This is a genomic window from Fructobacillus sp. ESL1117, assembly GCF_058508565.1.
Genome location: NZ_CP196385.1, coordinates 1,014,483 through 1,033,928, shown reverse-complemented (window position 1 = coordinate 1,033,928; position 19,446 = coordinate 1,014,483). Strand labels below are relative to the sequence as shown.

The following is a 19,446-nucleotide window of genomic DNA, read 5'->3' as shown; positions in this document are numbered from 1 at the left end:
AAAGCGGAAAGGATGTTCGCCATGGCACTATTAGGAGCAATTGAAGGCGGCGGTACGAAGTTTGTTTTAGCTGTCTGTGATGAGGATATGAAGATTGTTGACCGTCAGTCGATTCCGACTGAAGACGGTGAAAAGACACTTGATGCGGTGATTGCCTACTTTGATCAGTTTGAGGATATCAAGGCAATGGGGATTGCGATGTTTGGCCCGATTGATATTAATCCAGAGTCCAAAACTTATGGCCGCGTCTTAGATACACCAAAGCGTGGTTGGTCAGGTTATGATTTTATGGGTCGAATGAAGGCCTGGCGTGATATTCCTTACTACTGGACCACTGACGTCAATGGTGCGGCATGGGCTGAGTATAAGACGGGAGCCGTGAAAGAAAATCAATCGTTGGTTTATCTGACGATTGGAACGGGTGTTGGTGCAGGTATTATCAACCGTGGCCACTTTTTGGCAGGCTACGGCCACCCCGAGGCAGGCCACATTATGATTCAAAAGCATCCAAAGGATGACTATCGGGGCCATTGTCCATTCCATCAAGACCACTGCTTGGAAGGCTTGGCATCTGGACCGGCCATGGCTGAACGTTGGGGGATGACAGCTAAGGAATTACCTGATGACCATATCGCTTGGGAAATTGAAGCTGATTATTTGGCCCAAGCCGCAGTTGACTTTACGGTCATTCTCCGCCCCGACAAAATTATCTTTGGTGGCGGGGTTCCACACCGCGAGAACTTATTACCAATGATTCGCAAGGCTTTTGCCGATAAGTTCCGTAATTATTTGGCAACACCCGATTTTGAGGATTACATTGTCCCTGTTTCTACTGGCGATAACGCTGGTATTATTGGCTGCTTTTATTTAGCCCAAGCTAAGTTAGCGGAAGAAAAATAAATTAGAAAATTCCGCTTTTTTGGTAAAAAAGCTTGCCGACTGTTGCTATATATGTTATGATATCTTTTGTTGTGAAAGATATTCATGGTTAGTTAGCTCAGTTGGTAGAGCAACGGACTCTTAATCCGTGGGTCCAGGGTTCGAGCCCCTGACTGACCATCATAAAATAAAAGACTGGAATTTATTCCGGTCTTTTTTTGTATCGTAGGGTCATAGGGGGTTGCTAATGACAAATAAAAAACGAATCATAGTGCTGATTGTTGGCTTGATTTTACTAGTGATGATTACCTTTTTAGCATTGGGATTACACGGGCGAAACCAGGGCCATAAGACGAGCCGGTCACAGACAAAGGTAACTACCTCAAGTCTGCCAAAGGGTGTCAAGAGCACAGACTGGGATCTTGTCTTGATTAATAAGCAACATCCAGAAAATCAGGAAATTAGTTTTACCCAAGCTCAGGTTGGTGATAAGGTCGTTAACCAAAAGATTCAGCAGAGTGTCATTGATTTTATGGCTGGGGCCAAAGCAGCTGGTTACGAGACGACCTTGGTTTCGGGCTACCGTTCAATCGAATATCAGAAGGAAGTCTTTGCGAATGTTTTAGCAAACAACGAAAATAACGGAGAATCAGAGGAAAAGGCACTGGCTGAAACCAAGAAGGTTGTGCAAACACCAGGTTCATCGGAACATCAAACCGGTTTGGCTATTGATCTGGCTGGAAATGATGCTTTAGCAAAGTATCCAGGCTTGACTGGTGAGATGGACCAGTTTGCTTCGCAGCGTTGGTTGATTGACCATGCGCCTGAATATGGTTTCATTCTTCGGTACCCAAAGGACGAGGCGTCAATTAAGGAGACAGGCATCGATTATGAGTCTTGGCATTTCAGGTATGTTGGGGTTAAAAACGCACAGTATATAACGAAACATCATTTAACCCTCGAGGCCTATTTGAAGGCTCTGAAGGCGCGAGAGGCGTCTTAAAAATGAAGGTGGATAATTGGGAATTATGTTCCTAGTTATCCGCTTTTTTTGTGGTCATGATTTAGTAGATTGTTCCTTAATTGAAATGCTGGCATGAATTTAAAAAATAACTGAAAAATAATATTTCAATCAATAAAATTATCGACTATACCAATTTTAGAATGTCTGTTCGGTTGATTTGCGGTAAAATGAATAGTCGAGTGACAAAATAGCTTTTAAATTCGACTTTTCTGAAGGAAAAAGGCGATATGCAGCGCTTTAGCATAAGGACAACTTTAGACTATGGGATAAAAAGACGAATATTCACATGAACGCGAGGGGAACAGATGTGCTTTTTTGTTCGTAAAAAGGGGAATGGGGAAAAATTTGGATAAGTTTTCCAAAACCCCAGTCTGATGGCTTTTCTCTTTTTGGAAAAGTAACACCCAAAACCTGTGGATAAGTGGTGCGTTTGGGGATAAATCACTAGAAATTGGTCTATATTGGCTGATTTTTTGGGTATAAGTCTGGGGAATAGTGGATAAAAGAGTGGATAAGTTGAATGAAAGGGACTAAGTTTTATTTTTAGACCAAAACAAGTGGTGAAATTAAAATGAAAATTAAAGTATTAACAGTTGGAAAATTAAAAGAAGATTATCTGAAAAAGGGAATCGCGGAATACGCCAAGCGGTTGAATCGCTTTGGTACCGTCGAAATGGTGGAAGTTTCTGATGAAAAAACGCCTGAAAAAGCGTCAGCAGCTGAAAATCAACAAATTATGGTGAAGGAAGCGGAGCGAATTCAGAGTAAAATTGGTGAACGCGACTTTGTCGTTGTTTTAGCGATTGAAGGACAGGAGCTGGCCTCAGAAGACTTCGCGGAAAAATTGGAAGCTGCCAAGAACACGGGTCATGGTACCTTAACCTTTATTATTGGTGGATCACTGGGACTGGATCCCGTCGTTAAAAAGCGGGCCAACCTTTTACTCTCTTTTGGAAGATTGACACTACCACACCAGTTGATGCGTTTGGTGCTGGTTGAACAGATATATCGAGCAATGATGATTTCAGCGGGATCTACTTATCATAAATAAGCAGTAGTCAAATGCGACCAAAAAAGCCAAACTCCATGGAGTTTGGCTTTTTCATATTAGCACCAGTATAACTGGTCACTGTTACTGTTTATTAATTGAAAACTGAAAGTCATCCGGGACAACAATCCCAATTTCTTTGACTAGCACCTGTCCAGCAGACTTTTTTCCTGGATTTTTGGTGACACCGACTTTAGTAAAGCCAAAGGAAATCGTTGTCTTGGCCTTTAGGGCAGCCCCCATGATTTGGCCAGTGGTACCATTCACGCCAGTGGGCAGATCAAGTGCAACAACGGTACTTTCGATGTGATTAGCTGCCTTGACCATCTTTTGCAGGCCCTCGGGTAAATCTTTATTTAATCCGGTACCAAAGATGGCATCGATGATTAATGAGGCTTGCTTGAAGTCTGATTTTTCAGAACGTGGAACCCCGCAGGCTTCGGCAATTTGCAGTTGGTGCTTGACCGCGGGCTTGGCCTTATTGGCATTACCGACAAACTGTAATGAAACGGGAATGTGCAGCTGATGCAATAGGCGTGCCAGAGCGATCCCATCGGCACCATTGTTGCCCAAGCCCACTAAGACCAAAACGTTGGAGAGGTCATAGGCTCCGGCGCCAAGGACGTCTAGAGCGGCCAAAGCGGCACGTTCAATCAAAACCTCTTCTGACAAGCCAATGGTTGCCATCGTGTATTGGTCTAGTTCCTGCATTTCTTCTGTTGTCACGAGTTGTGTCATTCAAATCACCTTAGTATAATAGATATATTCAATTATAATATAGAACAGCAAAAAAGAGTAATGAAAGGCGGCCACAAAATGGATAACATGGAAGTTGCTGATGATTATCAACAGGTAAAGGACCAGGTGGCGATTTTGAATGCCCGCGGGGAAACAGTCACGGAAGAAGAAATGATTGAGCGGACTCTTTTGCGTGGCTTGGAAGAAATTTTGGACTACCGGATGGATGGAACCTTTTACACGGTTAAGTGGAACGATCAGAAAGAATTGGAGCTTTATGATGTCTATCATGAGCTTTCCGCAACTATCAAGGCCAAGGGTAGCTCTTTGATTGAAGATTTTAAGCAAGATGACCAAGGATTGTGGGACAACTTTAATTTGTCTGTAATGGCAATCGAGAACCGTTAAAAATGCTTGCTGTAACAAACATTATCTGTTATGATATTATCTGTTACGGAGAAGTACTCAAGAGGCTGAAGAGGCGCCCTTGCTAAGGGTGTAGACGTGTTAAAGCGTGCGAGGGTTCGAATCCCTTCTTCTCCATTTTTGCCCATTTACTGCAATTAGCGGTAGATGGGCTTTTTTGTGTCTTCATATCAGCAAACCCTTTCATATCAATACTTTAAGACATTATCTTTATTAAATATTGTAAAACATTATAAAAGATTATCGAATAAAAACAGAATCGAAGTGCTACAAAAGTGCTACAAATTCTGTAATAAGATAATCGTTTTATCTTTTTCTTTAAAGCGTTTTTCTTTCATCAAATGAGCATATACTTTCATCGTAATATCTACTCCAGCGTGTCCTAGTCTTTCAGAAACGTATTGAATATCGACATCATTTGCGAGCAAATAACTGGCATGTGTGTGGCGTAATCCGTGCATTTTTATTTGTTTTGCTTCTAATTTATCCAATAGCCAGGCAAGCTTTTTATTACATGCATTGTCAGTCATTGGGTATCCTGTCGAACTTTGAAAAGCATATTGATTAGACATATTCCATCCTTTGGCAATTTCCATGAAAGAAGCGGGCATGTCAATGATTCTATTTGAAGTATTTGTCTTTGGCTTTTTTACGGTCTTTTCTTGCAATGACCAAGACTTATTGACTGTGATTGTGTTGTTTTTAAAATCAAAATCATTGGCATTCAGTGCAGCTATTTCTGAGTAGCGACAACCAGAGTAACAGGCTATTAATATCATTTTGGATGTAATATCATTTTGCTCTTTTGCTAATTCAATTAATTTTAAAAATTGATCATGCTCTAAAAATTTAGAATCACGATTGCTACCTTGCTTTTTTGATGCGACTACAATATTTCTTGAAATATCTTTTGCTAGCATGCCTTCATCTACTGCATATCGGCAGAAAGCCCCAATCATATTCTTTATATGAGTGACGGAAGACTTCACGTGATTCTCTGCATATTGATTTATGAGCAATTGCAATTCCTTAACTGATACGTCTGACATCTTCATTTCTGACCAGTTATCACAGATAAGACGGTAAGTGGCTAGATACCAGCTTTTTGTATTTGTCTCAATGTGCGGCTCTTTAAAAATGGTATACCATGACCAATATTCATCTTTGAATAACTTTTGGCTGTATGGCAGTTTTCCTGTATTTTTTTGTTCTTCGATTGAGACAGCCCACTTATTGGCTTCTGATTTAGTTAAGAATCCAGATTTTGTCTTTCGTTTTCGTTGACCGTCTACAGTGACCAATATATTAGCTGTCCAAGTCTTTCCCCGTTTGTAAATACTCGCCATAATCGTTCCTTTCTAAAAATAGGTACAAATAAAAAGGCCTGTGGCCTTAATCGTGTATGTATGCCCTGCTGGGCTATTAAATGCCAAGTATCTGCTTCTTTTTGGCCTCAAACTCTTCTTGAGTAATTGCTCCCATATCGAGCAGCTCTTTTAATTCTTTGATTTGACTTAAGTTGCTCGTTTGTGGTTGTTGTTGAACAGGTTGCTGCGCTTGGAAAAGTTGTTGATTGTCGGCTGTCTTCTTATCTTGAACTGCTTTTTTGAGCTTTTCGACAAAGATAGGGGCATTGCGCTTATCAACGTTTTCAATGGCAATGGTATTTGCGCCGTTTGTAATCATGATGGTGGACAATACGAACTTGGAAGAATAAGACACTGCGTTAATGTAATCAAATCCAATCTCTTCATAATCGCCACCAACGAACATATTCTTGTTGATGAACATCAAGCGGTTATTAGTAATAACAATCAGATATGAACGTCCTTCACGCCCACCAGAGACGGCGTAGACAATCTTTTCATTGGGATCTAAATATTCATGCAAGTGATTGATTTCTTTTTTAGTTCCGAAAAGATTTGAAACGCCTGCTGCTTCAAGTTGTTCTTGAATGTCGTCAGTTTGACTTGGCTCATCGGGCACATCATCACGAAGGTACTTCAATCGGTCATTTTTTGCTTTCTCGAAATCGTACTTTTCGCCGTTGTTGTAGAGCTCCTGCAAATATTCATATGGTTCACGCTTGATTTGACCTTGCTTCTTTAAATCAGTCTTTTTGATTCCTAACTTTGCCATACATTTTGTATGAATTTTCTTTGCTAAACGGCCATTAACGTTGTTTACAGGCCAAGATGTAAAAAAGTTACATTTTTCAAAGCACAATGGGCATGTTAATAATGTCATTTCTGGTTGGCTGTTTTGATTGTTCATAATACTTCTCTCCTTAAAATTTAGATGTTTGTTGGACTAGCTTACCAATGATTTGAACTGGAGGCTCGCCATTGTCAATATCTACTTTCTTATACTCAAACGGCTTAAACTGTTCGGTTAACCAACTATCTGGTTCAAACCTTATTCTATCAGGGTAAATGTAAACATGTTTCAATGTTGCAGAATCTCCATTGATGATAACACCACATATATCTCCATTACTAATATTTGATGTATCAATTTTGGCTAGGATGGCTACTGCTCCGTTGGGGATAACCTTATTCATGCTTTCGCCATCTACATGAAGGGCAATAAGATTATCTGATCCATAACGGTCAATGATGTCATCATCAACTTTGATGCTACCTTCAATATCTTCTTTTGCGCCCTCTGGGTAACCTGCTGAAATACGTCCATAGATTGGAATTTCAACAGTATTTGTAGATTTCGATATATTTACTTTTGAAACATCATCTACAATTCCAGCAATTTTAAGAATCTCGTCATTTGTAATTCTGAGACCATTAGCTAGTCGATATAATGTTTCAACTTTAGGAATACTTTTGTGACCGTTTTCTAATTGTGAAAGATATGACGGAGACATATTTGCTTGCAATGCTGTTTGTCTTACGCTAAAACGCTTATCTAATCTAATATCTTTGATTGTTTTTCCGAAGTCTTCTTTCGTTGCCATATCTAAGCACCTTTCATCTTTATAAACACAAGTATAACCAAAAGAAAAACAAATAAAAGAAAAAAGTAAATAAAAGTGTTTGACAATGTGACACAAATGTTTTACAATTAGTTTATCAGTTAAGGAAAGGAGGATAGAAATGACTGAAACTCTTCAATTCAAAGACATCGAAAACACACGGAAAATGATTAAAATGTCTGGAGAAAATTTTTCTTCTTTTTCTAAAAAGGTAAAGGTAGACCCATCAATGATGAGCAATTATCTAACTGGAAAGAAGTTCCCGAGTCCTCCTACTGCAAAGAAGATTGCTAATGGATTAGGCAAAGATATGTATGATATTTTTTTTGCTTAAACTGTTTGCTAATGTGACACAAATTGTTTTACAAAACAGAAAGGAGGAAGCATGAACGAAAAACAAGAACTATCTCAAGAATTAGATAACATTAAAAATATGTTCGATAGTATCGATGTAAATAAAAAGAGCAGTGTTGATACACTACTCTCCGCATCTGCAAAGATTATCCATTTAGCAAACAAAGTTACAGCTTTTCAGAGTCGATAACTAATGTATCTCTGTCAACATTTTCTTTAATTGACTGAATCGTTTTTTCAGCGCTACTTTTCAAAAGATAAGTTTCACTTTGTGCCACTACTTGGCCGTTTTCAGATTTCAATAAAAAATAATATTGGCCATCAACAGATTTATTAATAACAAAATACAATGTACTACTCTCCTTTCAATTTACTAGGCCCTGTAATGCCAGTAATAAAAGGATAGCAAAAAAGGAGAAAGTATGGAAAAGAAAGATAGTTTTCATGAATTAGCAAAAAAAATGTTTCCAAATCCTAAGCAAGAGGTGGTAGAAACACCCAAAAAAGTCTATATAGATGGACATCAAATTGATTTCGTCAGTGAAGTGAAATCAGAAGATTTTGGCAAGGACGTAGTAAAAGTGACAATAACGTTTTTTGCTAAAAGCTTTAAATTAGAAAGCTAACTTAGAAGGCGGTGATGAATTGAACGGAACAGCTTATACAAAATTCGACATTAACGAAGAGTACACGCAAAAGCAGGTCATGGATAAGCTAGGAATTAAAGCCCATGCAACTTTTAAAAAGTGGTTTAAGGATGATCCGAAATTTCCCAAGCCATTATGGCCGAGTGAAACGCACCCAGTCTATTCGGGTTATGAACTGTTTAACTACTTCTTCAAACGAGCAAGGAAATACGCATAGGAGGCAACGAAATGACACTAATGCAGTTCAACGATTTACTGATGTTCGTGATTGGAACATGCGTAACCACGTTATCAATCATGGCATACAAATACTATAAACGGGCACCATTATTTGATGAATACGATCTAGAGAATGATTTTATCAATGAAAACGGCCATCAAGGAAAGCGGCTTGCGAAACATGATTTGAAAATTGCAAAACAAAAAGCCCGCTTGAGTAAGCGAGCTTAAGGCATAAATTTATCCGTCTAAAAATAATTTTATGCCCTAATTATAGCACAAAAGGGGGTTAAACATGACAACAACAGGTAATTTTGTAGCTGACGATATGTCTTTATACCACGTTAATGGTCGTAATGATGACGAAATTGAAAGAGTGCAAGACAAGTTGGAAAAATTATATATCAAGCAATCTGAATTAAGCGAAGAAATTGAAGAGCAAGAGACTTACCTAGAAGAATTGGGGGTACAAGTATGAGAGATGTATCAATCGTAGATCCATACGGAGAAATCACATCAGGGGTTGATTTAGGGAACGAAGACTTTTTCAATTCGTTGTCGCCCAGTCAGAAAAGCGAAGTGTATTTCAAAATTCAAGAGATGGAAGGGAATATCAAGAAGTTCAAGAAATACGCACGAGAATACATGATTCACGGCGGCCAAATTGACGATATTGAAATGGGCGAAGTTAGTCGAAGAGTGACGATTAATGATCCCGAACTAATGCTTAAATACTTGAAATCTTACGGACTAGAGGTCCTTCAATTTAAAGGTGTGACAGACCTTAAGAAAATTCTAAACGAAGAAGAATTTGACGAGGTTACCGTCATCAAAAAGACTGAGAAAGTTAGTTTCAAAAAGTAAGAAAGGAGACGAATAATGATTGAATTTCAGCCAGGCAAGATTATTCCATCAGGAAACATGTATTTCATCTATGGAGATGGTGGAACGGGTAAAACAAGCCTATCCAAGTATCTCAATGGGAATAAGGTCAGCTTCATTTTTGATGGTTCATATAACGCATTAGCAGACACCACAGACACGTTCGTATTTGCCTTTGACGATACTGATGCACCGAATATTCAAGCTCAGGTAGATTATTATGTCGATTCAGCAATTAGTAGCCCAAACTTTGACACAATCATTTTGGACAACGTGACGGCACTCCAAAACTGGGTACTGGATAACATTGATGGTCGAAGTAAAGACGGTCGTCAGAATTACCAAAAGTTGCAGTCGTGGTTCAGAAATTTGGGAATGAAGTTGCGTAAGAGCCGAAAGACAGTTCTCGTAACTGCCCACCAGATTGATAACGGTGCAAGTGGATTAGACGGAAAAGGACGATTTGAGGCCGATATGAATCAAAAGACGTTCAATGCATTGTCAGCACCATTTGACGTTGTTGGACGTATCTACAAACAAGATGGTCAACGATTTATCGACTTTGATCCAGAACAAGGAAATCATGGTAAGAATCGAATTGACGAACGTACTTTGATTAAGGCAAACGAATTGGTAGAGCCTGCTGAGCATAAAGAGCTACCAACAAAAAAGCAACAGAAAGCGCCTAAAAAGGCCGAGAAGACATTTGAAGAACAAGTAGCAGACGTTGCTAATGAATTAGGAAAGCGAGCATAAGACTATGGCATTTGGATTTACAACAGACGAGAACAACGTATTTGGTCAATCAGTACAAGAATCAGGTACTTACAACGTGAAGATTTTGGATTCATCAGAAGCCAAAACGTCATCAACTGGAAGTGAGATGGCAGTCTTTGATTATGAAGTAGTTGATGGCGAATATCAGGGTGGAAAAGTTCGATATGACAACATGGTTTGGAAAGATGGAACTGCGGAAGAAACCGAACGCTCAACAAAGAATTTTAACAATATGGCAGTTTCTGCAGGCGCTAAAAGCGGTGTTCAATTCAGTTCACTTGCTCAATACGTGAAATCAATGATTGGCAAGACAATCAACATCAAAGTTGAATGGCAGACAAGTGATTACACTGGTAAAACTAACCTGACTGTTCGAGCTAAGACTCATGTAGATAGTGATGGTTCAAAGCCAGATGGAATCACTCGTGACATGTTTGAGGCTAAGAATAGTTCGCCAAAGGCGCAAGCACCATCAAGCAACGCATTTGCAAGTAAGCAACCAGAGCAGACTGGATTCAATCCTTTTGCTGGCCAATCAGTAAACAATTCTGAAATCGACATCTCAGATGATGACCTTCCATTCTGATTGGTATAGATATTTATTTTAATGAAACAGTAGTAAGAGAAAGGACTGGAAATGTCAAATACTAGGTTCTTTTCACAAATACCTGCGTGGGTTGACGATTTGGACAATGTGAGTGATTTTCAAGTGCGTTTGCTTGGATTTATTTACACACTATCAAACACGGGGCAACATGCCTTTCCTAGTAATAGCTTTTTGGCTGACAAATACCATAAGACAACACGATCCGTACAGCGAGCACTTAGTGACTTGTATGAAAAGGGGTTGTTAAAAAGCACTGTCAAATACAAAGATGGCACTACAATTATCGAAAAACGGTATTTAGAGTTGATTGAGCCCGGGGTAGGGACACAAACGTCCCTACCTAACGACAAAAATGTCACCCCCCTAGGGACACAAACGTCCCTACCCCAGGGACATAAACGTCCCTACCCTAGGGACAAAAATGTCCTAGATAATAGATTAACTAATAAATTAACTAATAGATTAGATACACATAAGGGCGTTGATGAAGTCATTGACCCCATGCTGGCTTCAAAAATGTTGGCTGCTTATAACAAGGCGACCGAACGAAATAATAAGAACACGGGTACGTTCTCATCGTTAGCGATGAAAAATGTATCACTTGAGGATTTTCAAGATGTACTGAATTACATGGTTGCTACATTCTCTAGCGTGGAGTACATCACGGTTAAGTCACTAATCGGTAGGTTTGAAGAACATTTAACTAGTGCTAATGAACGCGGATTTGTTGATGGCAAAATTCCAAAACCAAAAAATGCCAAGGGTAAGCAAGAGCCAAAGATTGCAACGAATGCTGACATTCAACAGCAGCAAAAACAACCAAATCAGCCGCAAGAAGATTTGATGGCAATTCTGAACGGCAGGAAGACACATGTATGAATAATCGACTAAGAGAGTTGAGACAGGATAACCATTATTCGCTAGCAAACGTTAGTCGATACGCCGCATCAAAGGGTTTGAAGATGAGCACAGCAAGCTTATCAAACATGGAAACGGGCGTGACTAGCGTAAGAGATGTGCAATTGGTTTTGCTAGCAGAATTGTATGGGGTATCCGTTGATTATATTTTGAAAAACGAAAAGGGGAGGCTAGACGATGAGTGAATTTAATTTAATCAACTTGAACGAATCAGCGGGAAAAGAACCGACTGTATCTGCTCGAGAGCTTTATAAGGCGTTACAAGTAAACTGGCGCTTCTCGGAGTGGTGGAAGTCGGCCAGTCGAACACTGGTTCAAGGGCAAGATTTTCAACCCGTAGGTACACCTACGCCTTTAAAAAACCGCAGTGGAATCGCTGTTAAGGTTTTGCAGGATTACCAACTTGACGTTCGTTCTGCTAAGCACATTGCCATGATGAGCCAAACAGAAGTCGGCCACCAGATTCGTGACTACTTTATCGACATTGAGGAACGTTTCAACGATCCAATGTACAAGATGAGCCAGATGGTTATCTTTGCACAGAATCAGATGAAACTGGTCATGGATGATGCAAAATTCGGTCAGCGCATCAAATCAAGCAAGGATACCAGCAGCGTGAAGACACTGGCCGAGTTTTTGACACAAAATGGTTTCCGAATTGGACAGAATACGCTGTTCAAATTATTGCGTGATGAAGGCTATCTTTGCAGGCGAACAGGCGAGTCATTCAATTTGCCCAATCATCAATTTGTAAAACAGGGACTGTTCGAAATCAATACAACCGAAACGCCTATGGAAAAGGGACAGGTTAGGGTTAATCGAACAACTAAGGTTACTCAAAAAGGTATGGACTACTTTTTGAAACGATACTGCGAAGAGAAAGAGATAGCGGAATGAAAACACGAGAAATCAGCGACAAGATGGCTGATAGATTAAGAGATGTTCGGTCAAAACACCAAATGAGTCTAACAGATTTGGTCATATCAACCGAGGTATCAAAGACTCAGTTGATTCGGTTTTACACCAGTGATCTCAGAACGTTCACAGAGGAAACGTACGAGAAACTATGGCGATTCGCCTATTATTACGACAAGTGAGTTGGAAATGCAGAAAATAACACGGGAAATGGCAGACGGAATTATCAGTGAGTTCAAAAAATCTGGAATGAACATCCTGCAGTTTGCCGAGTACACAGGGATTTCGGTTTTTGTTGCAAAGAAATTAATCAACGGCAGGGCGCTTGTATTCAACAGTTCTGTCTACGAACGATTAGTTATCATTTCAGAGGAATTCGGATTTGGAACAGTTAGCAGTGGGGATTGTGCTGTTAATCGGGTCAACTTCATGCTGATTAAAAACCATTTATCGATTGAAGAATTAGCAGACATGGTAGACATGTCAGAAGTCCGTATTCGAGCAGTGATAAAAGGGACAAGCGAGCCGAGTCCAGACGAATGGACGACAATGGCTAAATCATTGAACGTGTCGAAACGTTACCTGATGGGAATTGATGACAACCCAGGAAGAACAGCGTAAGAGGTCTTATGGAAGTTGCAGGCAAGTTGCTCAGCAAACGTGGCAACGTGGTCACAATTGAATTATCTGAACCTGACAAGCTCGCAGTGCTCGATAAATTCGGTACGAGTGTAGTTAGCCTACTTTTTGAAGACGGGCGCTCTGTGAGCCCTAAACAGCGTAAATTTGCTTGGTCAATAATGCAGGACATTGCCACTGCATCAATCGGTGGAAGTGAAGCAGATTTTGAACAGAGAATATACGGCTATTTCAAGAGCGAGATGGCAAAATATTACGGAATCGAAGACTTCAGTATGTCGGATGCTGCTGGCAACATGTCGGACACTAATTTGCTGATTAATATGCTTCTTGAATTTTGTTTACAGCACAATATAGCACTTAGATACAGGCCATTAGACCACTTAGACGTTCCAGCAATAGCTCGCTATGAGTATGCCTGTCTGATGAATAAGCGGTGCGTGATTTGTGGACTAAAGGCGGACCACCACCATATCACCGGGAGCAAGGTCGGCATGGGTAATGACCGCACGAAGATTAATCATAGGGGTCGGCGTTTGATTGCGTTGTGTCGCCAGCACCATGATTTATTCCACCACGAAGAAAAAGAGCGAATGGATGAATATCATTTGCAGGGTGTTCCTGTGGACGAAAAAATAGCCAAGATTTATAACTTGAATTACTGGTAATTGGTATAGGAGTAATTATGACTAAAAAATTCACTGAAAAAGAATATCAGAAGATTACAAAATATTTTGATGATTTGAACGACAGATATGGTATGGGTCTGCTAGATGAAGATTTTGTTAAAGATATTTTCAAAAAATTTATTCGCGATTATGACTATAAGTTATATTGGCAAAAACTAGTGGCCATCATGAACCCGATCACTCGAGACTGGGCGCATGACCAGTTTGTTGAAACAGAGAAGAAGTACCGTTGGAAATATAAAAAAGTAGATGAGGATGGGGATGCTTACTGGCTTGATAGTCAATTCGAAATAATTGTTTTGGAACGCAATGACTACTACCCATTTACCGAAAAAGAAATAATCGAAGCCGGATATAATCCCGACATGTTCGAACGAGAGTTGGAATGATGGATAAAAACTCACATGATGAAAATGTTGACAAGATTTACAACCTGAATTACTGGTAAAAGTGAAATTGGTATAGGAGATTTTATGGAAAAAGTGAAAGCTATTAAGATTTCGTACATGGTTCACAACAAAGAAAATGGTGAATTTTTTTATGACACAAAAAGAGTAGATAAAAAAGATTTCAAAGATGAGAGTTCTTTTGAAAAATTTTTGGAAGATGTTTTTAATCTAAAATCAGAAAACGTGATTTTCGGAAAAGATTTAAAAAATTACAAGATTGATTTCATTTATGAAGAGGTGGAGTGATGATTAAGACACTTGTTAGCACTAAGGTTAAGAACTTGACTTATGAAGTCGGAAAAGAAGTATCTATTGGAAGCCAAAAATTAGTTGTTGAGTATATTTATTTGACAACTCGTTATGGAAAGAAATTAGAAAATACGGAAGAGTTTATTGTCACGCTAGAAGGAGGATGTACGCTTTCGCTTCCTTATGGCGACTTTGGAATGTTATACCCGAACGAAGAGTCATAGTGATGAACGAAATGTTAGAGGTGGAGTGATGAGAGAGATTAAGTTTAGGGCGTGGGATGGAGAAAAAATTTATCCCGATGTAATTAGAACATTAAGCTTCTGCCTTATTGCAGACAATATAACAGTCGAACAATTCACAGGACTGCATGACAAGAACGGCAACGAATTATACGAGGGAGATATTGTTAAGGTTTACGGATTCTCTAAAGTTACTGTCGGTAAGGTAATTTATGAAGACTATTATTTTACCCTTGATGGATTCTGCGACATAAGTACAGACAGACCAGAAATGGCATTTTCAGAAGGTGAATTTGAAGTAAATTACGAAGTAATTGGCAACATTCACGAGAATCCAGGATTATTGGAGGGAAAATGAAGAGTACGATTGGAATTTATTTGTTGGTGTTGTTTGCAGCCGTTCTAACGGTGTTAGCAGTAAGCGTAATATGGGCGTTTATCTACTTGATGTTTAAGTATCTTCGAGATTTTAAATTTAATGGCCATGATTGAGTTCGATTTAAACGTTCTTAAATCATATACGCTCAATAAGTACATTCATGCTGAGCGGAAGAATCGTTATATTGCCTCTAAAATTAAGAGGCAGGCAACCAATTACTGCCAGCTAGTAGTGCAGCAGGCCATGGTAGATGGTGTACGATTCGAGTGGCCATGTAAGTTAGAGATTAAGTGGTATTTACCTGACCAACGTATAGATCCAGATAATTGGTCATTTACGAAGAAGTTCATTTTTGATGGAATGCAGAAGGCAAATATTAGTAGCGAAATTTTCTTGCCAAACGATAGCTATAAATTTGTAAAAGGGTATGACGAGACATTTGAAATTGATAAGTTACATCCAAGAGTTGAAATAAGAGCAATTAAGTGAGGCGGCGGTTATCCGTCATACATAATTGAAAGGATTAAATGTGGCAGATAAATTGGACAAATTATTTACCGAATATTTCTCAGGAGAAATTGAGAAGAAGATTGCTTGGCGCAGATTTGAACTGCGGTTTGATAATCCAAAAATTGATGAAAACGTTGGTGGTGGTCGAAAGAAGAACGAAATTAATCGAACGCTTGATAAACAGCTAATCAAAGAAGAATCAGACCATGAGATTGTTGAGTTAACAAAACGCTATGAATCAGTTAAGCAATTCATGATGACTTTAGATCCACAGCTAGTGACAATGCTTGATTATCACTACGACACGCGTAAGTCATACGTATGGGAAAAGGTAGCACAAATGATGTACAAATCCAAAAGCCAGTGCTTAAGAGATTTGCAGAAGTCGAAGCAGGAATACCTGGAAAGCCCTTGGGCTAGGGCAGTGGATAACTTGGTGTATTAAAAACATGCGACTCTCATGCGACTTTTTGGCTAAAAAAAGGTGCGATAATTGTAGTATAGAAACATTAGATATTTGATGTTTCACTCAGCGACCATGTTGCTCCAATTACCTTTTTCTTTCTACTACTAAGTCATGGGGTCGCTGATTATGGATAAAGAGCGGTGCAATCCCGCTTTTATTCTTAGCTTGCCGTAATCAAAGCAATTGGTAGCGAGCATGCAGTCATTTCCTGGCGGAAAGTGACTGCGGTACATATAGTGGTTGTTTCCATTTCGGAAATAGCCTTTTTTTATTGGAGGTAATTATGAAAAATAAAATCATGAAGCATTTAGGGCGCACGTTCGAATGGATGTGCGTAGGCGCACTGTACATGATAGCAGTAGGTTTATTTACTGGAGCAATCGGTATTATTACTTTAGGCATTAAGATTGCCTGGTTTGGAGCAACGTTCTAATGGTTTACGAGGACAAAGATACTAGAATAAAACGTCATAAAGACCAGGCAACGGCTGTGAATAAGAAGTTCGCTACTATGACGGATGAGAAACCAGACAAGCACGATTATCGACATGCTAACATGCGGGCAGGATTTCGATATGGTGCGATCAATTATCATAAGCATATGAGGTGGATAGATGAATAACCATTACTTTTAATGTTTGAAAGTAATATACGTGATATAATTTGTTCAAGGTAAAAGGAGCTCACATTATGGATAAAGTAACTAAAGAATTTACTAATGCTGTTACTGATGCTTTTTTAGATGGACTTAAAACTGGTTTTTCTGTCATTTTTTCGCCTTTTCGATTTATAGCTAATTCTAAGTCTGGAAAAGATTATGAATATAAAGCATATCTATCGGTAAGCGATGATGAGAAAAAATACAATGATTGGAAAAATGTTGATAATGACTTAAGAAAGGTTATTCATAATTATGGCCAATAATAAGTATCTGTTGGCAGAGAAACATAATGGTGAAGAATCAGTTAGTTTATCAACAGGACCATTACCAAACCCTGATGCGTTAGAACGAATCGAAAAATTAGCGCCTGGGTCTACCGAGAAAATCATTGATGATACAATTGCTGAATCAGAACATCGACGTGATTTAGAGGGTATAGAACAGCAAAAATACTGGCGTTTTAAAGGATACGGCCATTTTACAGCTTTAATCGTTGCATTATCAATGATTTTAGCCACATTCGGGCTTGTTTACCTACAGCATCCAGTAGCTGGCTCTATATTTGGAACAGCAACGTTTATATCTGCTATTGGAATGTTTATGGACGGTAGTAGCAAAGGTAAATAATATTTAAAAGACAGCTTAGGCTGTCTTTTTTTAGTACATAAAATTAGGAGAAAGGAGGAGCTGTAATGACATGACAAAGCGTGATGAAGCTAAGCATGACTATTTAGCTGGTATGAAGTACAAGGATATTGCAGACAAGTATGATGTTAGCTTAAGTACCGTTAAGTCTTGGAAGTCTCGATATTGGTATGACGAAACAAAGGTTGCAACCAATAATAAAAAAGTTGCAACCAAGTCGCAAAAAGTTGCAACCAAAAAAGAAGTTCATCCTGCCGTTCAAGAGCTGGAAGATAGCGAGCTAAATGACAAGCAAAAAAGCTTCGTTAGTGAGTATGTCAGACTCTCCAATGCAACACAGGCTTATATAAACGCTTACGGTGTAGAGTACAATATTGCTAAAACTAATGGACCAAGATTGCTGGAAAATGCTGGAATAAAAAACGCAATCAAACGTCTACGCCAGGCTCGATTAGCAGAGCTGGGCATAGGCGTTTTTGATTTGATTGATGACATGGCCAAAGAAGCTAGGTCAGACATTCGAGACTTCGCTGATTGGGGTTCTGATGAGTTTGAATCAATTGATGAAGAAAGTGGAAAGCAATACACCAAGCACAAGTCATGGGTTGCGCTGAAAGACAGCGATTCAGTCGATAGCTGGGCGGTCAAAAAGGTTACAGTAGGCAAAGATGGCCCAATGGTCGAACTGCATGACCGAAATAAAGCGCGCAGGGAGTTGCTTGAATACCTGAACGGCAAGGGAGTCTTTGATAACGGCGCTAATAATGGCGAGATGATTATCAATATGGATTCATTCGAGGAGATTAAGCATGACGAAGATTGATTTAAATTTTCATAAATCGGTTGACCAGTCATACTATCAACTATTTTCGAGTCATGATCCATTTGTTGCGATTAAGGGAGCTCGTGGTTCTGGTAAATCTTGGGCGCAGGCTTATAACGTTATCTATGAGATGCTGCGACTACCATATGTTAATTGGTTAGTTATCAGGCAATATCAGAACACCAATAAGGAATCAACATATAACACGCTGAAAAAGGTCATCAATCTACTAGGGTTGAGTGACATTTTTAAATTCACAGTTAGTCCGCTAGAAATTACCATGAAATCAACAGGCCAGAAGATTTACTTTCGTGGTATGGACGACCCGCTGAAAATCACGTCTATTAGTGCTGAGAATGGCTACTTATGCCGAGCATGGTGGGAAGAAGCGTACGAGTTAAAAAGCCGTGAGGACTTCCAGACAGTCGTTGAATCACTACGTGGACAGTTGCCTGATGGTGGCTATTATCAACATGTTCTGACGTTTAACCCGTGGTCAGAACGCCATTGGCTAAAAGAAGAGTTCTTCGATGAAGACACCAAGCGTAATGGCGTGCTTAATTTCACGACAACTTATAAAAACAACAGCCACTTAGATCAGCAGTTTATTAACAATATGATGGAGCTCAAGAAGCGCAATCCTAATCGTGCCAGAGTAGCCGTAGATGGCGAATGGGGTATTGCAGAAGGACTTGTCTTTGAAGACTTGTTTGAGCTTGAAAACTTCGATGCAAGCAAGATTCAGGGAAGACAAATCATGGGTCTTGATTTTGGTTTCACGCATGACCCGACTGCCTTTGTTAAAGCTATTGTGAAAGACAACGATATATACGTCTATGACGGTTTTTATGAACAGGGATTATTAAATGAACCTATGGCACGAAAACTAGCCAAAGGTGGTGCTATGAAGGGAAAAGTATACGCCGATAGCGCTGAGCCAAGAACGATTGCTGAATTGCAGAGTCGAGGACTTCGAACAATCGTGCCTGTTGGAAAAGGAAAAGATTCCAATCAACAGCGAATGGAGTTCATGAAGAATTATCGTTATCACATCCATCCAAGTGCCAGTTTCTTGCTAGAAGAAATGGAAACATTTACCTATAAGAAAGATAAGTTTGGCAAGATGACTAACGCTGTTGAAGATGGAGACGACCACGCTATTCAGGCATTAGGATACGCACTTGAGCCAATTATCTTTACTAACAAAGATGGCTCTTACATGAATTATCGAGAACGAGTTAAAGCGGCCAAGGACATTGGACTGTAAGGAGAAAT

Annotated in this window: 33 protein-coding genes and 2 tRNA genes; 30 read left to right on the top strand and 5 right to left on the bottom strand. The window is 39.4% G+C overall.

Going from position 1 to position 19,446, the window contains the following annotated elements; all coding sequences use genetic code 11:
• Positions 1-21: 21 nt before the first annotated feature.
• The 4 genes from ACSYSH_RS04735 (at position 22) to rlmH (ending at position 2,954) form a co-directional block, all read left to right on the top strand.
• Positions 22-900, top strand: a complete 879-nt coding sequence (locus ACSYSH_RS04735) for an ROK family protein (RefSeq protein ID WP_252773375.1) — start codon at positions 22-24, stop codon at positions 898-900.
• An 86-nt stretch (positions 901-986) separates the two neighbouring features.
• Positions 987-1,059, top strand: a tRNA-Lys gene (locus tag ACSYSH_RS04730).
• Positions 1,060-1,126: 67 nt separating this feature from the next.
• Positions 1,127-1,882: a M15 family metallopeptidase gene (locus ACSYSH_RS04725; RefSeq protein WP_252773376.1), complete on the top strand. Its 756-nt coding sequence runs from the start codon at positions 1,127-1,129 to the stop codon at positions 1,880-1,882.
• Between the two features lie 592 nt (positions 1,883-2,474).
• The gene (rlmH, locus tag ACSYSH_RS04720) at positions 2,475-2,954 is read left to right on the top strand and encodes a 23S rRNA (pseudouridine(1915)-N(3))-methyltransferase RlmH (RefSeq protein ID WP_252773377.1); all 480 of its coding nucleotides are present in this window, start codon (positions 2,475-2,477) and stop codon (positions 2,952-2,954) included.
• Between the two features lie 81 nt (positions 2,955-3,035).
• Here the strand turns inward: rlmH and ACSYSH_RS04715 are convergent, their stop codons facing one another.
• Complete coding sequence (locus ACSYSH_RS04715; RefSeq protein WP_252773378.1) at positions 3,036-3,689, bottom strand: NAD(P)H-hydrate epimerase; 654 nt, start codon at positions 3,687-3,689, stop codon at positions 3,036-3,038.
• A 78-nt stretch (positions 3,690-3,767) separates the two neighbouring features.
• On the opposite strand from ACSYSH_RS04715, the gene ACSYSH_RS04710 reads away from it, so the two are divergent.
• Both ACSYSH_RS04710 and ACSYSH_RS04705 read left to right on the top strand, forming a co-directional pair.
• Positions 3,768-4,097: a hypothetical protein gene (locus ACSYSH_RS04710; RefSeq protein WP_489816117.1), complete on the top strand. Its 330-nt coding sequence runs from the start codon at positions 3,768-3,770 to the stop codon at positions 4,095-4,097.
• Between the two features lie 47 nt (positions 4,098-4,144).
• Positions 4,145-4,232: transfer RNA gene (locus ACSYSH_RS04705), tRNA-Ser, on the top strand.
• Between the two features lie 161 nt (positions 4,233-4,393).
• Here the strand turns inward: ACSYSH_RS04705 and ACSYSH_RS04700 are convergent.
• From ACSYSH_RS04700 to ACSYSH_RS04690, 3 genes are all read right to left on the bottom strand, one after another.
• Positions 4,394-5,461: a site-specific integrase gene (locus tag ACSYSH_RS04700; RefSeq protein WP_491702259.1), complete on the bottom strand. Its 1,068-nt coding sequence runs from the start codon at positions 5,459-5,461 to the stop codon at positions 4,394-4,396.
• Positions 5,462-5,537: 76 nt separating this feature from the next.
• Complete coding sequence (locus ACSYSH_RS04695) at positions 5,538-6,389, bottom strand: PH domain-containing protein (protein WP_491706141.1); 852 nt, start codon at positions 6,387-6,389, stop codon at positions 5,538-5,540.
• A gap of 13 nt (positions 6,390-6,402) precedes the next feature.
• Entirely contained in the window at positions 6,403-7,083 is a 681-nt protein-coding gene (locus ACSYSH_RS04690; RefSeq protein WP_491702261.1) for a helix-turn-helix domain-containing protein, read from the bottom strand.
• A gap of 139 nt (positions 7,084-7,222) precedes the next feature.
• Here ACSYSH_RS04690 and ACSYSH_RS04685 point away from each other — a divergent pair, with 139 nt between their 5' ends.
• A complete protein-coding gene (locus ACSYSH_RS04685; protein WP_491702262.1) occupies positions 7,223-7,435 on the top strand; it encodes a helix-turn-helix transcriptional regulator in 213 nt (70 codons plus the stop codon).
• A gap of 51 nt (positions 7,436-7,486) precedes the next feature.
• Positions 7,487-7,645, top strand: coding sequence for a hypothetical protein (locus ACSYSH_RS04680; RefSeq protein ID WP_489816012.1), 159 nt, complete (start codon positions 7,487-7,489; stop codon positions 7,643-7,645).
• Here ACSYSH_RS04680 and ACSYSH_RS04675 read toward each other — a convergent pair.
• Complete coding sequence (locus ACSYSH_RS04675) at positions 7,623-7,805, bottom strand: YegP family protein (protein WP_491702263.1); 183 nt, start codon at positions 7,803-7,805, stop codon at positions 7,623-7,625. The genes ACSYSH_RS04680 and ACSYSH_RS04675 overlap by 23 nt on opposite strands.
• A gap of 72 nt (positions 7,806-7,877) precedes the next feature.
• Here ACSYSH_RS04675 and ACSYSH_RS04670 point away from each other — a divergent pair, with 72 nt between their 5' ends.
• The 22 genes from ACSYSH_RS04670 (at position 7,878) to ACSYSH_RS04565 (ending at position 19,438) form a co-directional block, all read left to right on the top strand.
• Positions 7,878-8,081 (top strand): hypothetical protein, encoded by a 204-nt coding sequence (locus ACSYSH_RS04670; protein ID WP_491702264.1) that lies wholly within the window; start codon positions 7,878-7,880, stop codon positions 8,079-8,081.
• A 249-nt stretch (positions 8,082-8,330) separates the two neighbouring features.
• The gene (locus ACSYSH_RS04665) at positions 8,331-8,552 is read left to right on the top strand and encodes a hypothetical protein (RefSeq protein WP_491702265.1); all 222 of its coding nucleotides are present in this window, start codon (positions 8,331-8,333) and stop codon (positions 8,550-8,552) included.
• Between the two features lie 64 nt (positions 8,553-8,616).
• Positions 8,617-8,799, top strand: coding sequence for a hypothetical protein (locus tag ACSYSH_RS04660; protein WP_491702266.1), 183 nt, complete (start codon positions 8,617-8,619; stop codon positions 8,797-8,799).
• Positions 8,796-9,185, top strand: coding sequence for a hypothetical protein (locus tag ACSYSH_RS04655; protein ID WP_491702267.1), 390 nt, complete (start codon positions 8,796-8,798; stop codon positions 9,183-9,185). Before ACSYSH_RS04660 ends, ACSYSH_RS04655 begins: the two co-directional genes overlap by 4 nt.
• A 15-nt stretch (positions 9,186-9,200) precedes the next feature.
• Complete coding sequence (locus ACSYSH_RS04650; RefSeq protein ID WP_491702268.1) at positions 9,201-9,959, top strand: AAA family ATPase; 759 nt, start codon at positions 9,201-9,203, stop codon at positions 9,957-9,959.
• Between the two features lie 4 nt (positions 9,960-9,963).
• Complete coding sequence (locus tag ACSYSH_RS04645) at positions 9,964-10,566, top strand: DUF669 domain-containing protein (protein ID WP_489816005.1); 603 nt, start codon at positions 9,964-9,966, stop codon at positions 10,564-10,566.
• Between the two features lie 51 nt (positions 10,567-10,617).
• The gene (locus tag ACSYSH_RS04640) at positions 10,618-11,466 is read left to right on the top strand and encodes a helix-turn-helix domain-containing protein (RefSeq protein WP_489816004.1); all 849 of its coding nucleotides are present in this window, start codon (positions 10,618-10,620) and stop codon (positions 11,464-11,466) included.
• Entirely contained in the window at positions 11,463-11,690 is a 228-nt protein-coding gene (locus tag ACSYSH_RS04635; RefSeq protein WP_491702269.1) for a helix-turn-helix domain-containing protein, read from the top strand. The genes ACSYSH_RS04640 and ACSYSH_RS04635 overlap by 4 nt, the downstream gene beginning before the upstream one ends.
• A complete protein-coding gene (locus tag ACSYSH_RS04630; protein WP_491702270.1) occupies positions 11,683-12,402 on the top strand; it encodes a phage antirepressor KilAC domain-containing protein in 720 nt (239 codons plus the stop codon). Before ACSYSH_RS04635 ends, ACSYSH_RS04630 begins: the two co-directional genes overlap by 8 nt.
• Before the next feature lie 228 nt (positions 12,403-12,630).
• The gene (locus tag ACSYSH_RS04625; RefSeq protein ID WP_491702271.1) at positions 12,631-13,041 is read left to right on the top strand and encodes a helix-turn-helix domain-containing protein; all 411 of its coding nucleotides are present in this window, start codon (positions 12,631-12,633) and stop codon (positions 13,039-13,041) included.
• A gap of 8 nt (positions 13,042-13,049) precedes the next feature.
• A complete protein-coding gene (locus tag ACSYSH_RS04620; protein ID WP_491702272.1) occupies positions 13,050-13,727 on the top strand; it encodes a putative HNHc nuclease in 678 nt (225 codons plus the stop codon).
• A gap of 17 nt (positions 13,728-13,744) precedes the next feature.
• Entirely contained in the window at positions 13,745-14,137 is a 393-nt protein-coding gene (locus tag ACSYSH_RS04615; RefSeq protein WP_491702273.1) for a hypothetical protein, read from the top strand.
• Between the two features lie 84 nt (positions 14,138-14,221).
• Positions 14,222-14,443, top strand: coding sequence for a hypothetical protein (locus tag ACSYSH_RS04610; RefSeq protein ID WP_491702274.1), 222 nt, complete (start codon positions 14,222-14,224; stop codon positions 14,441-14,443).
• On the top strand, positions 14,443-14,670 hold the full coding sequence (locus tag ACSYSH_RS04605; RefSeq protein ID WP_491702275.1) for a hypothetical protein: 228 nt from the start codon (positions 14,443-14,445) through the stop codon (positions 14,668-14,670). Before ACSYSH_RS04610 ends, ACSYSH_RS04605 begins: the two co-directional genes overlap by 1 nt.
• 28 nt (positions 14,671-14,698) lie before the next feature.
• Positions 14,699-15,046 carry a YopX family protein gene (locus ACSYSH_RS04600; RefSeq protein WP_491702276.1) on the top strand — a complete coding sequence of 116 codons (348 nt, stop codon included), beginning with the start codon at positions 14,699-14,701 and terminating at the stop codon, positions 15,044-15,046.
• 120 nt (positions 15,047-15,166) lie between these two features.
• Positions 15,167-15,556, top strand: coding sequence for a dTDP-glucose pyrophosphorylase (locus tag ACSYSH_RS04595; RefSeq protein ID WP_491702277.1), 390 nt, complete (start codon positions 15,167-15,169; stop codon positions 15,554-15,556).
• Between the two features lie 40 nt (positions 15,557-15,596).
• Positions 15,597-16,022, top strand: a complete 426-nt coding sequence (locus ACSYSH_RS04590; RefSeq protein ID WP_491702278.1) for a DUF722 domain-containing protein — start codon at positions 15,597-15,599, stop codon at positions 16,020-16,022.
• A 304-nt stretch (positions 16,023-16,326) separates the two neighbouring features.
• Positions 16,327-16,476: a hypothetical protein gene (locus ACSYSH_RS04585; RefSeq protein WP_491702279.1), complete on the top strand. Its 150-nt coding sequence runs from the start codon at positions 16,327-16,329 to the stop codon at positions 16,474-16,476.
• A 256-nt stretch (positions 16,477-16,732) separates the two neighbouring features.
• Complete coding sequence (locus tag ACSYSH_RS04580; RefSeq protein ID WP_491702280.1) at positions 16,733-16,966, top strand: hypothetical protein; 234 nt, start codon at positions 16,733-16,735, stop codon at positions 16,964-16,966.
• Positions 16,956-17,330, top strand: coding sequence for a DUF2335 domain-containing protein (locus ACSYSH_RS04575; RefSeq protein WP_491702281.1), 375 nt, complete (start codon positions 16,956-16,958; stop codon positions 17,328-17,330). Before ACSYSH_RS04580 ends, ACSYSH_RS04575 begins: the two co-directional genes overlap by 11 nt.
• Before the next feature lie 70 nt (positions 17,331-17,400).
• Entirely contained in the window at positions 17,401-18,171 is a 771-nt protein-coding gene (locus ACSYSH_RS04570) for a terminase small subunit (protein WP_491702282.1), read from the top strand.
• Entirely contained in the window at positions 18,158-19,438 is a 1,281-nt protein-coding gene (locus tag ACSYSH_RS04565; RefSeq protein ID WP_491702283.1) for a PBSX family phage terminase large subunit, read from the top strand. The genes ACSYSH_RS04570 and ACSYSH_RS04565 overlap by 14 nt, the downstream gene beginning before the upstream one ends.
• Positions 19,439-19,446 lie beyond the last annotated feature (8 nt).

Coding starts and splice junctions, on each gene's coding strand:
- ACSYSH_RS04625 (WP_491702271.1), top strand. CDS start 12,631: ATGGCAGACGGAATTATCAGTGAGTTCAAAAAATCTGGAATGAACATC.
- ACSYSH_RS04580 (WP_491702280.1), top strand. CDS start 16,733: ATGGATAAAGTAACTAAAGAATTTACTAATGCTGTTACTGATGCTTTT.
- ACSYSH_RS04670 (WP_491702264.1), top strand. CDS start 7,878: ATGGAAAAGAAAGATAGTTTTCATGAATTAGCAAAAAAAATGTTTCCA.
- ACSYSH_RS04710 (WP_489816117.1), top strand. CDS start 3,768: ATGGATAACATGGAAGTTGCTGATGATTATCAACAGGTAAAGGACCAG.
- ACSYSH_RS04680 (WP_489816012.1), top strand. CDS start 7,487: ATGAACGAAAAACAAGAACTATCTCAAGAATTAGATAACATTAAAAAT.
- ACSYSH_RS04570 (WP_491702282.1), top strand. CDS start 17,401: ATGACAAAGCGTGATGAAGCTAAGCATGACTATTTAGCTGGTATGAAG.
- ACSYSH_RS04660 (WP_491702266.1), top strand. CDS start 8,617: ATGACAACAACAGGTAATTTTGTAGCTGACGATATGTCTTTATACCAC.
- ACSYSH_RS04610 (WP_491702274.1), top strand. CDS start 14,222: ATGGAAAAAGTGAAAGCTATTAAGATTTCGTACATGGTTCACAACAAA.
- ACSYSH_RS04605 (WP_491702275.1), top strand. CDS start 14,443: ATGATTAAGACACTTGTTAGCACTAAGGTTAAGAACTTGACTTATGAA.
- ACSYSH_RS04615 (WP_491702273.1), top strand. CDS start 13,745: ATGACTAAAAAATTCACTGAAAAAGAATATCAGAAGATTACAAAATAT.
- ACSYSH_RS04595 (WP_491702277.1), top strand. CDS start 15,167: ATGGCCATGATTGAGTTCGATTTAAACGTTCTTAAATCATATACGCTC.
- ACSYSH_RS04665 (WP_491702265.1), top strand. CDS start 8,331: ATGACACTAATGCAGTTCAACGATTTACTGATGTTCGTGATTGGAACA.
- ACSYSH_RS04585 (WP_491702279.1), top strand. CDS start 16,327: ATGAAAAATAAAATCATGAAGCATTTAGGGCGCACGTTCGAATGGATG.
- ACSYSH_RS04630 (WP_491702270.1), top strand. CDS start 11,683: ATGAGTGAATTTAATTTAATCAACTTGAACGAATCAGCGGGAAAAGAA.
- ACSYSH_RS04735 (WP_252773375.1), top strand. CDS start 22: ATGGCACTATTAGGAGCAATTGAAGGCGGCGGTACGAAGTTTGTTTTA.
- ACSYSH_RS04645 (WP_489816005.1), top strand. CDS start 9,964: ATGGCATTTGGATTTACAACAGACGAGAACAACGTATTTGGTCAATCA.
- rlmH (WP_252773377.1), top strand. CDS start 2,475: ATGAAAATTAAAGTATTAACAGTTGGAAAATTAAAAGAAGATTATCTG.
- ACSYSH_RS04700 (WP_491702259.1), bottom strand. CDS start 5,461: ATGGCGAGTATTTACAAACGGGGAAAGACTTGGACAGCTAATATATTG.
- ACSYSH_RS04565 (WP_491702283.1), top strand. CDS start 18,158: ATGACGAAGATTGATTTAAATTTTCATAAATCGGTTGACCAGTCATAC.
- ACSYSH_RS04620 (WP_491702272.1), top strand. CDS start 13,050: ATGGAAGTTGCAGGCAAGTTGCTCAGCAAACGTGGCAACGTGGTCACA.
- ACSYSH_RS04655 (WP_491702267.1), top strand. CDS start 8,796: ATGAGAGATGTATCAATCGTAGATCCATACGGAGAAATCACATCAGGG.
- ACSYSH_RS04640 (WP_489816004.1), top strand. CDS start 10,618: ATGTCAAATACTAGGTTCTTTTCACAAATACCTGCGTGGGTTGACGAT.
- ACSYSH_RS04575 (WP_491702281.1), top strand. CDS start 16,956: ATGGCCAATAATAAGTATCTGTTGGCAGAGAAACATAATGGTGAAGAA.
- ACSYSH_RS04690 (WP_491702261.1), bottom strand. CDS start 7,083: ATGGCAACGAAAGAAGACTTCGGAAAAACAATCAAAGATATTAGATTA.
- ACSYSH_RS04685 (WP_491702262.1), top strand. CDS start 7,223: ATGACTGAAACTCTTCAATTCAAAGACATCGAAAACACACGGAAAATG.
- ACSYSH_RS04695 (WP_491706141.1), bottom strand. CDS start 6,389: ATGAACAATCAAAACAGCCAACCAGAAATGACATTATTAACATGCCCA.
- ACSYSH_RS04635 (WP_491702269.1), top strand. CDS start 11,463: ATGAATAATCGACTAAGAGAGTTGAGACAGGATAACCATTATTCGCTA.
- ACSYSH_RS04650 (WP_491702268.1), top strand. CDS start 9,201: ATGATTGAATTTCAGCCAGGCAAGATTATTCCATCAGGAAACATGTAT.
- ACSYSH_RS04715 (WP_252773378.1), bottom strand. CDS start 3,689: ATGACACAACTCGTGACAACAGAAGAAATGCAGGAACTAGACCAATAC.
- ACSYSH_RS04725 (WP_252773376.1), top strand. CDS start 1,127: ATGACAAATAAAAAACGAATCATAGTGCTGATTGTTGGCTTGATTTTA.
- ACSYSH_RS04600 (WP_491702276.1), top strand. CDS start 14,699: ATGAGAGAGATTAAGTTTAGGGCGTGGGATGGAGAAAAAATTTATCCC.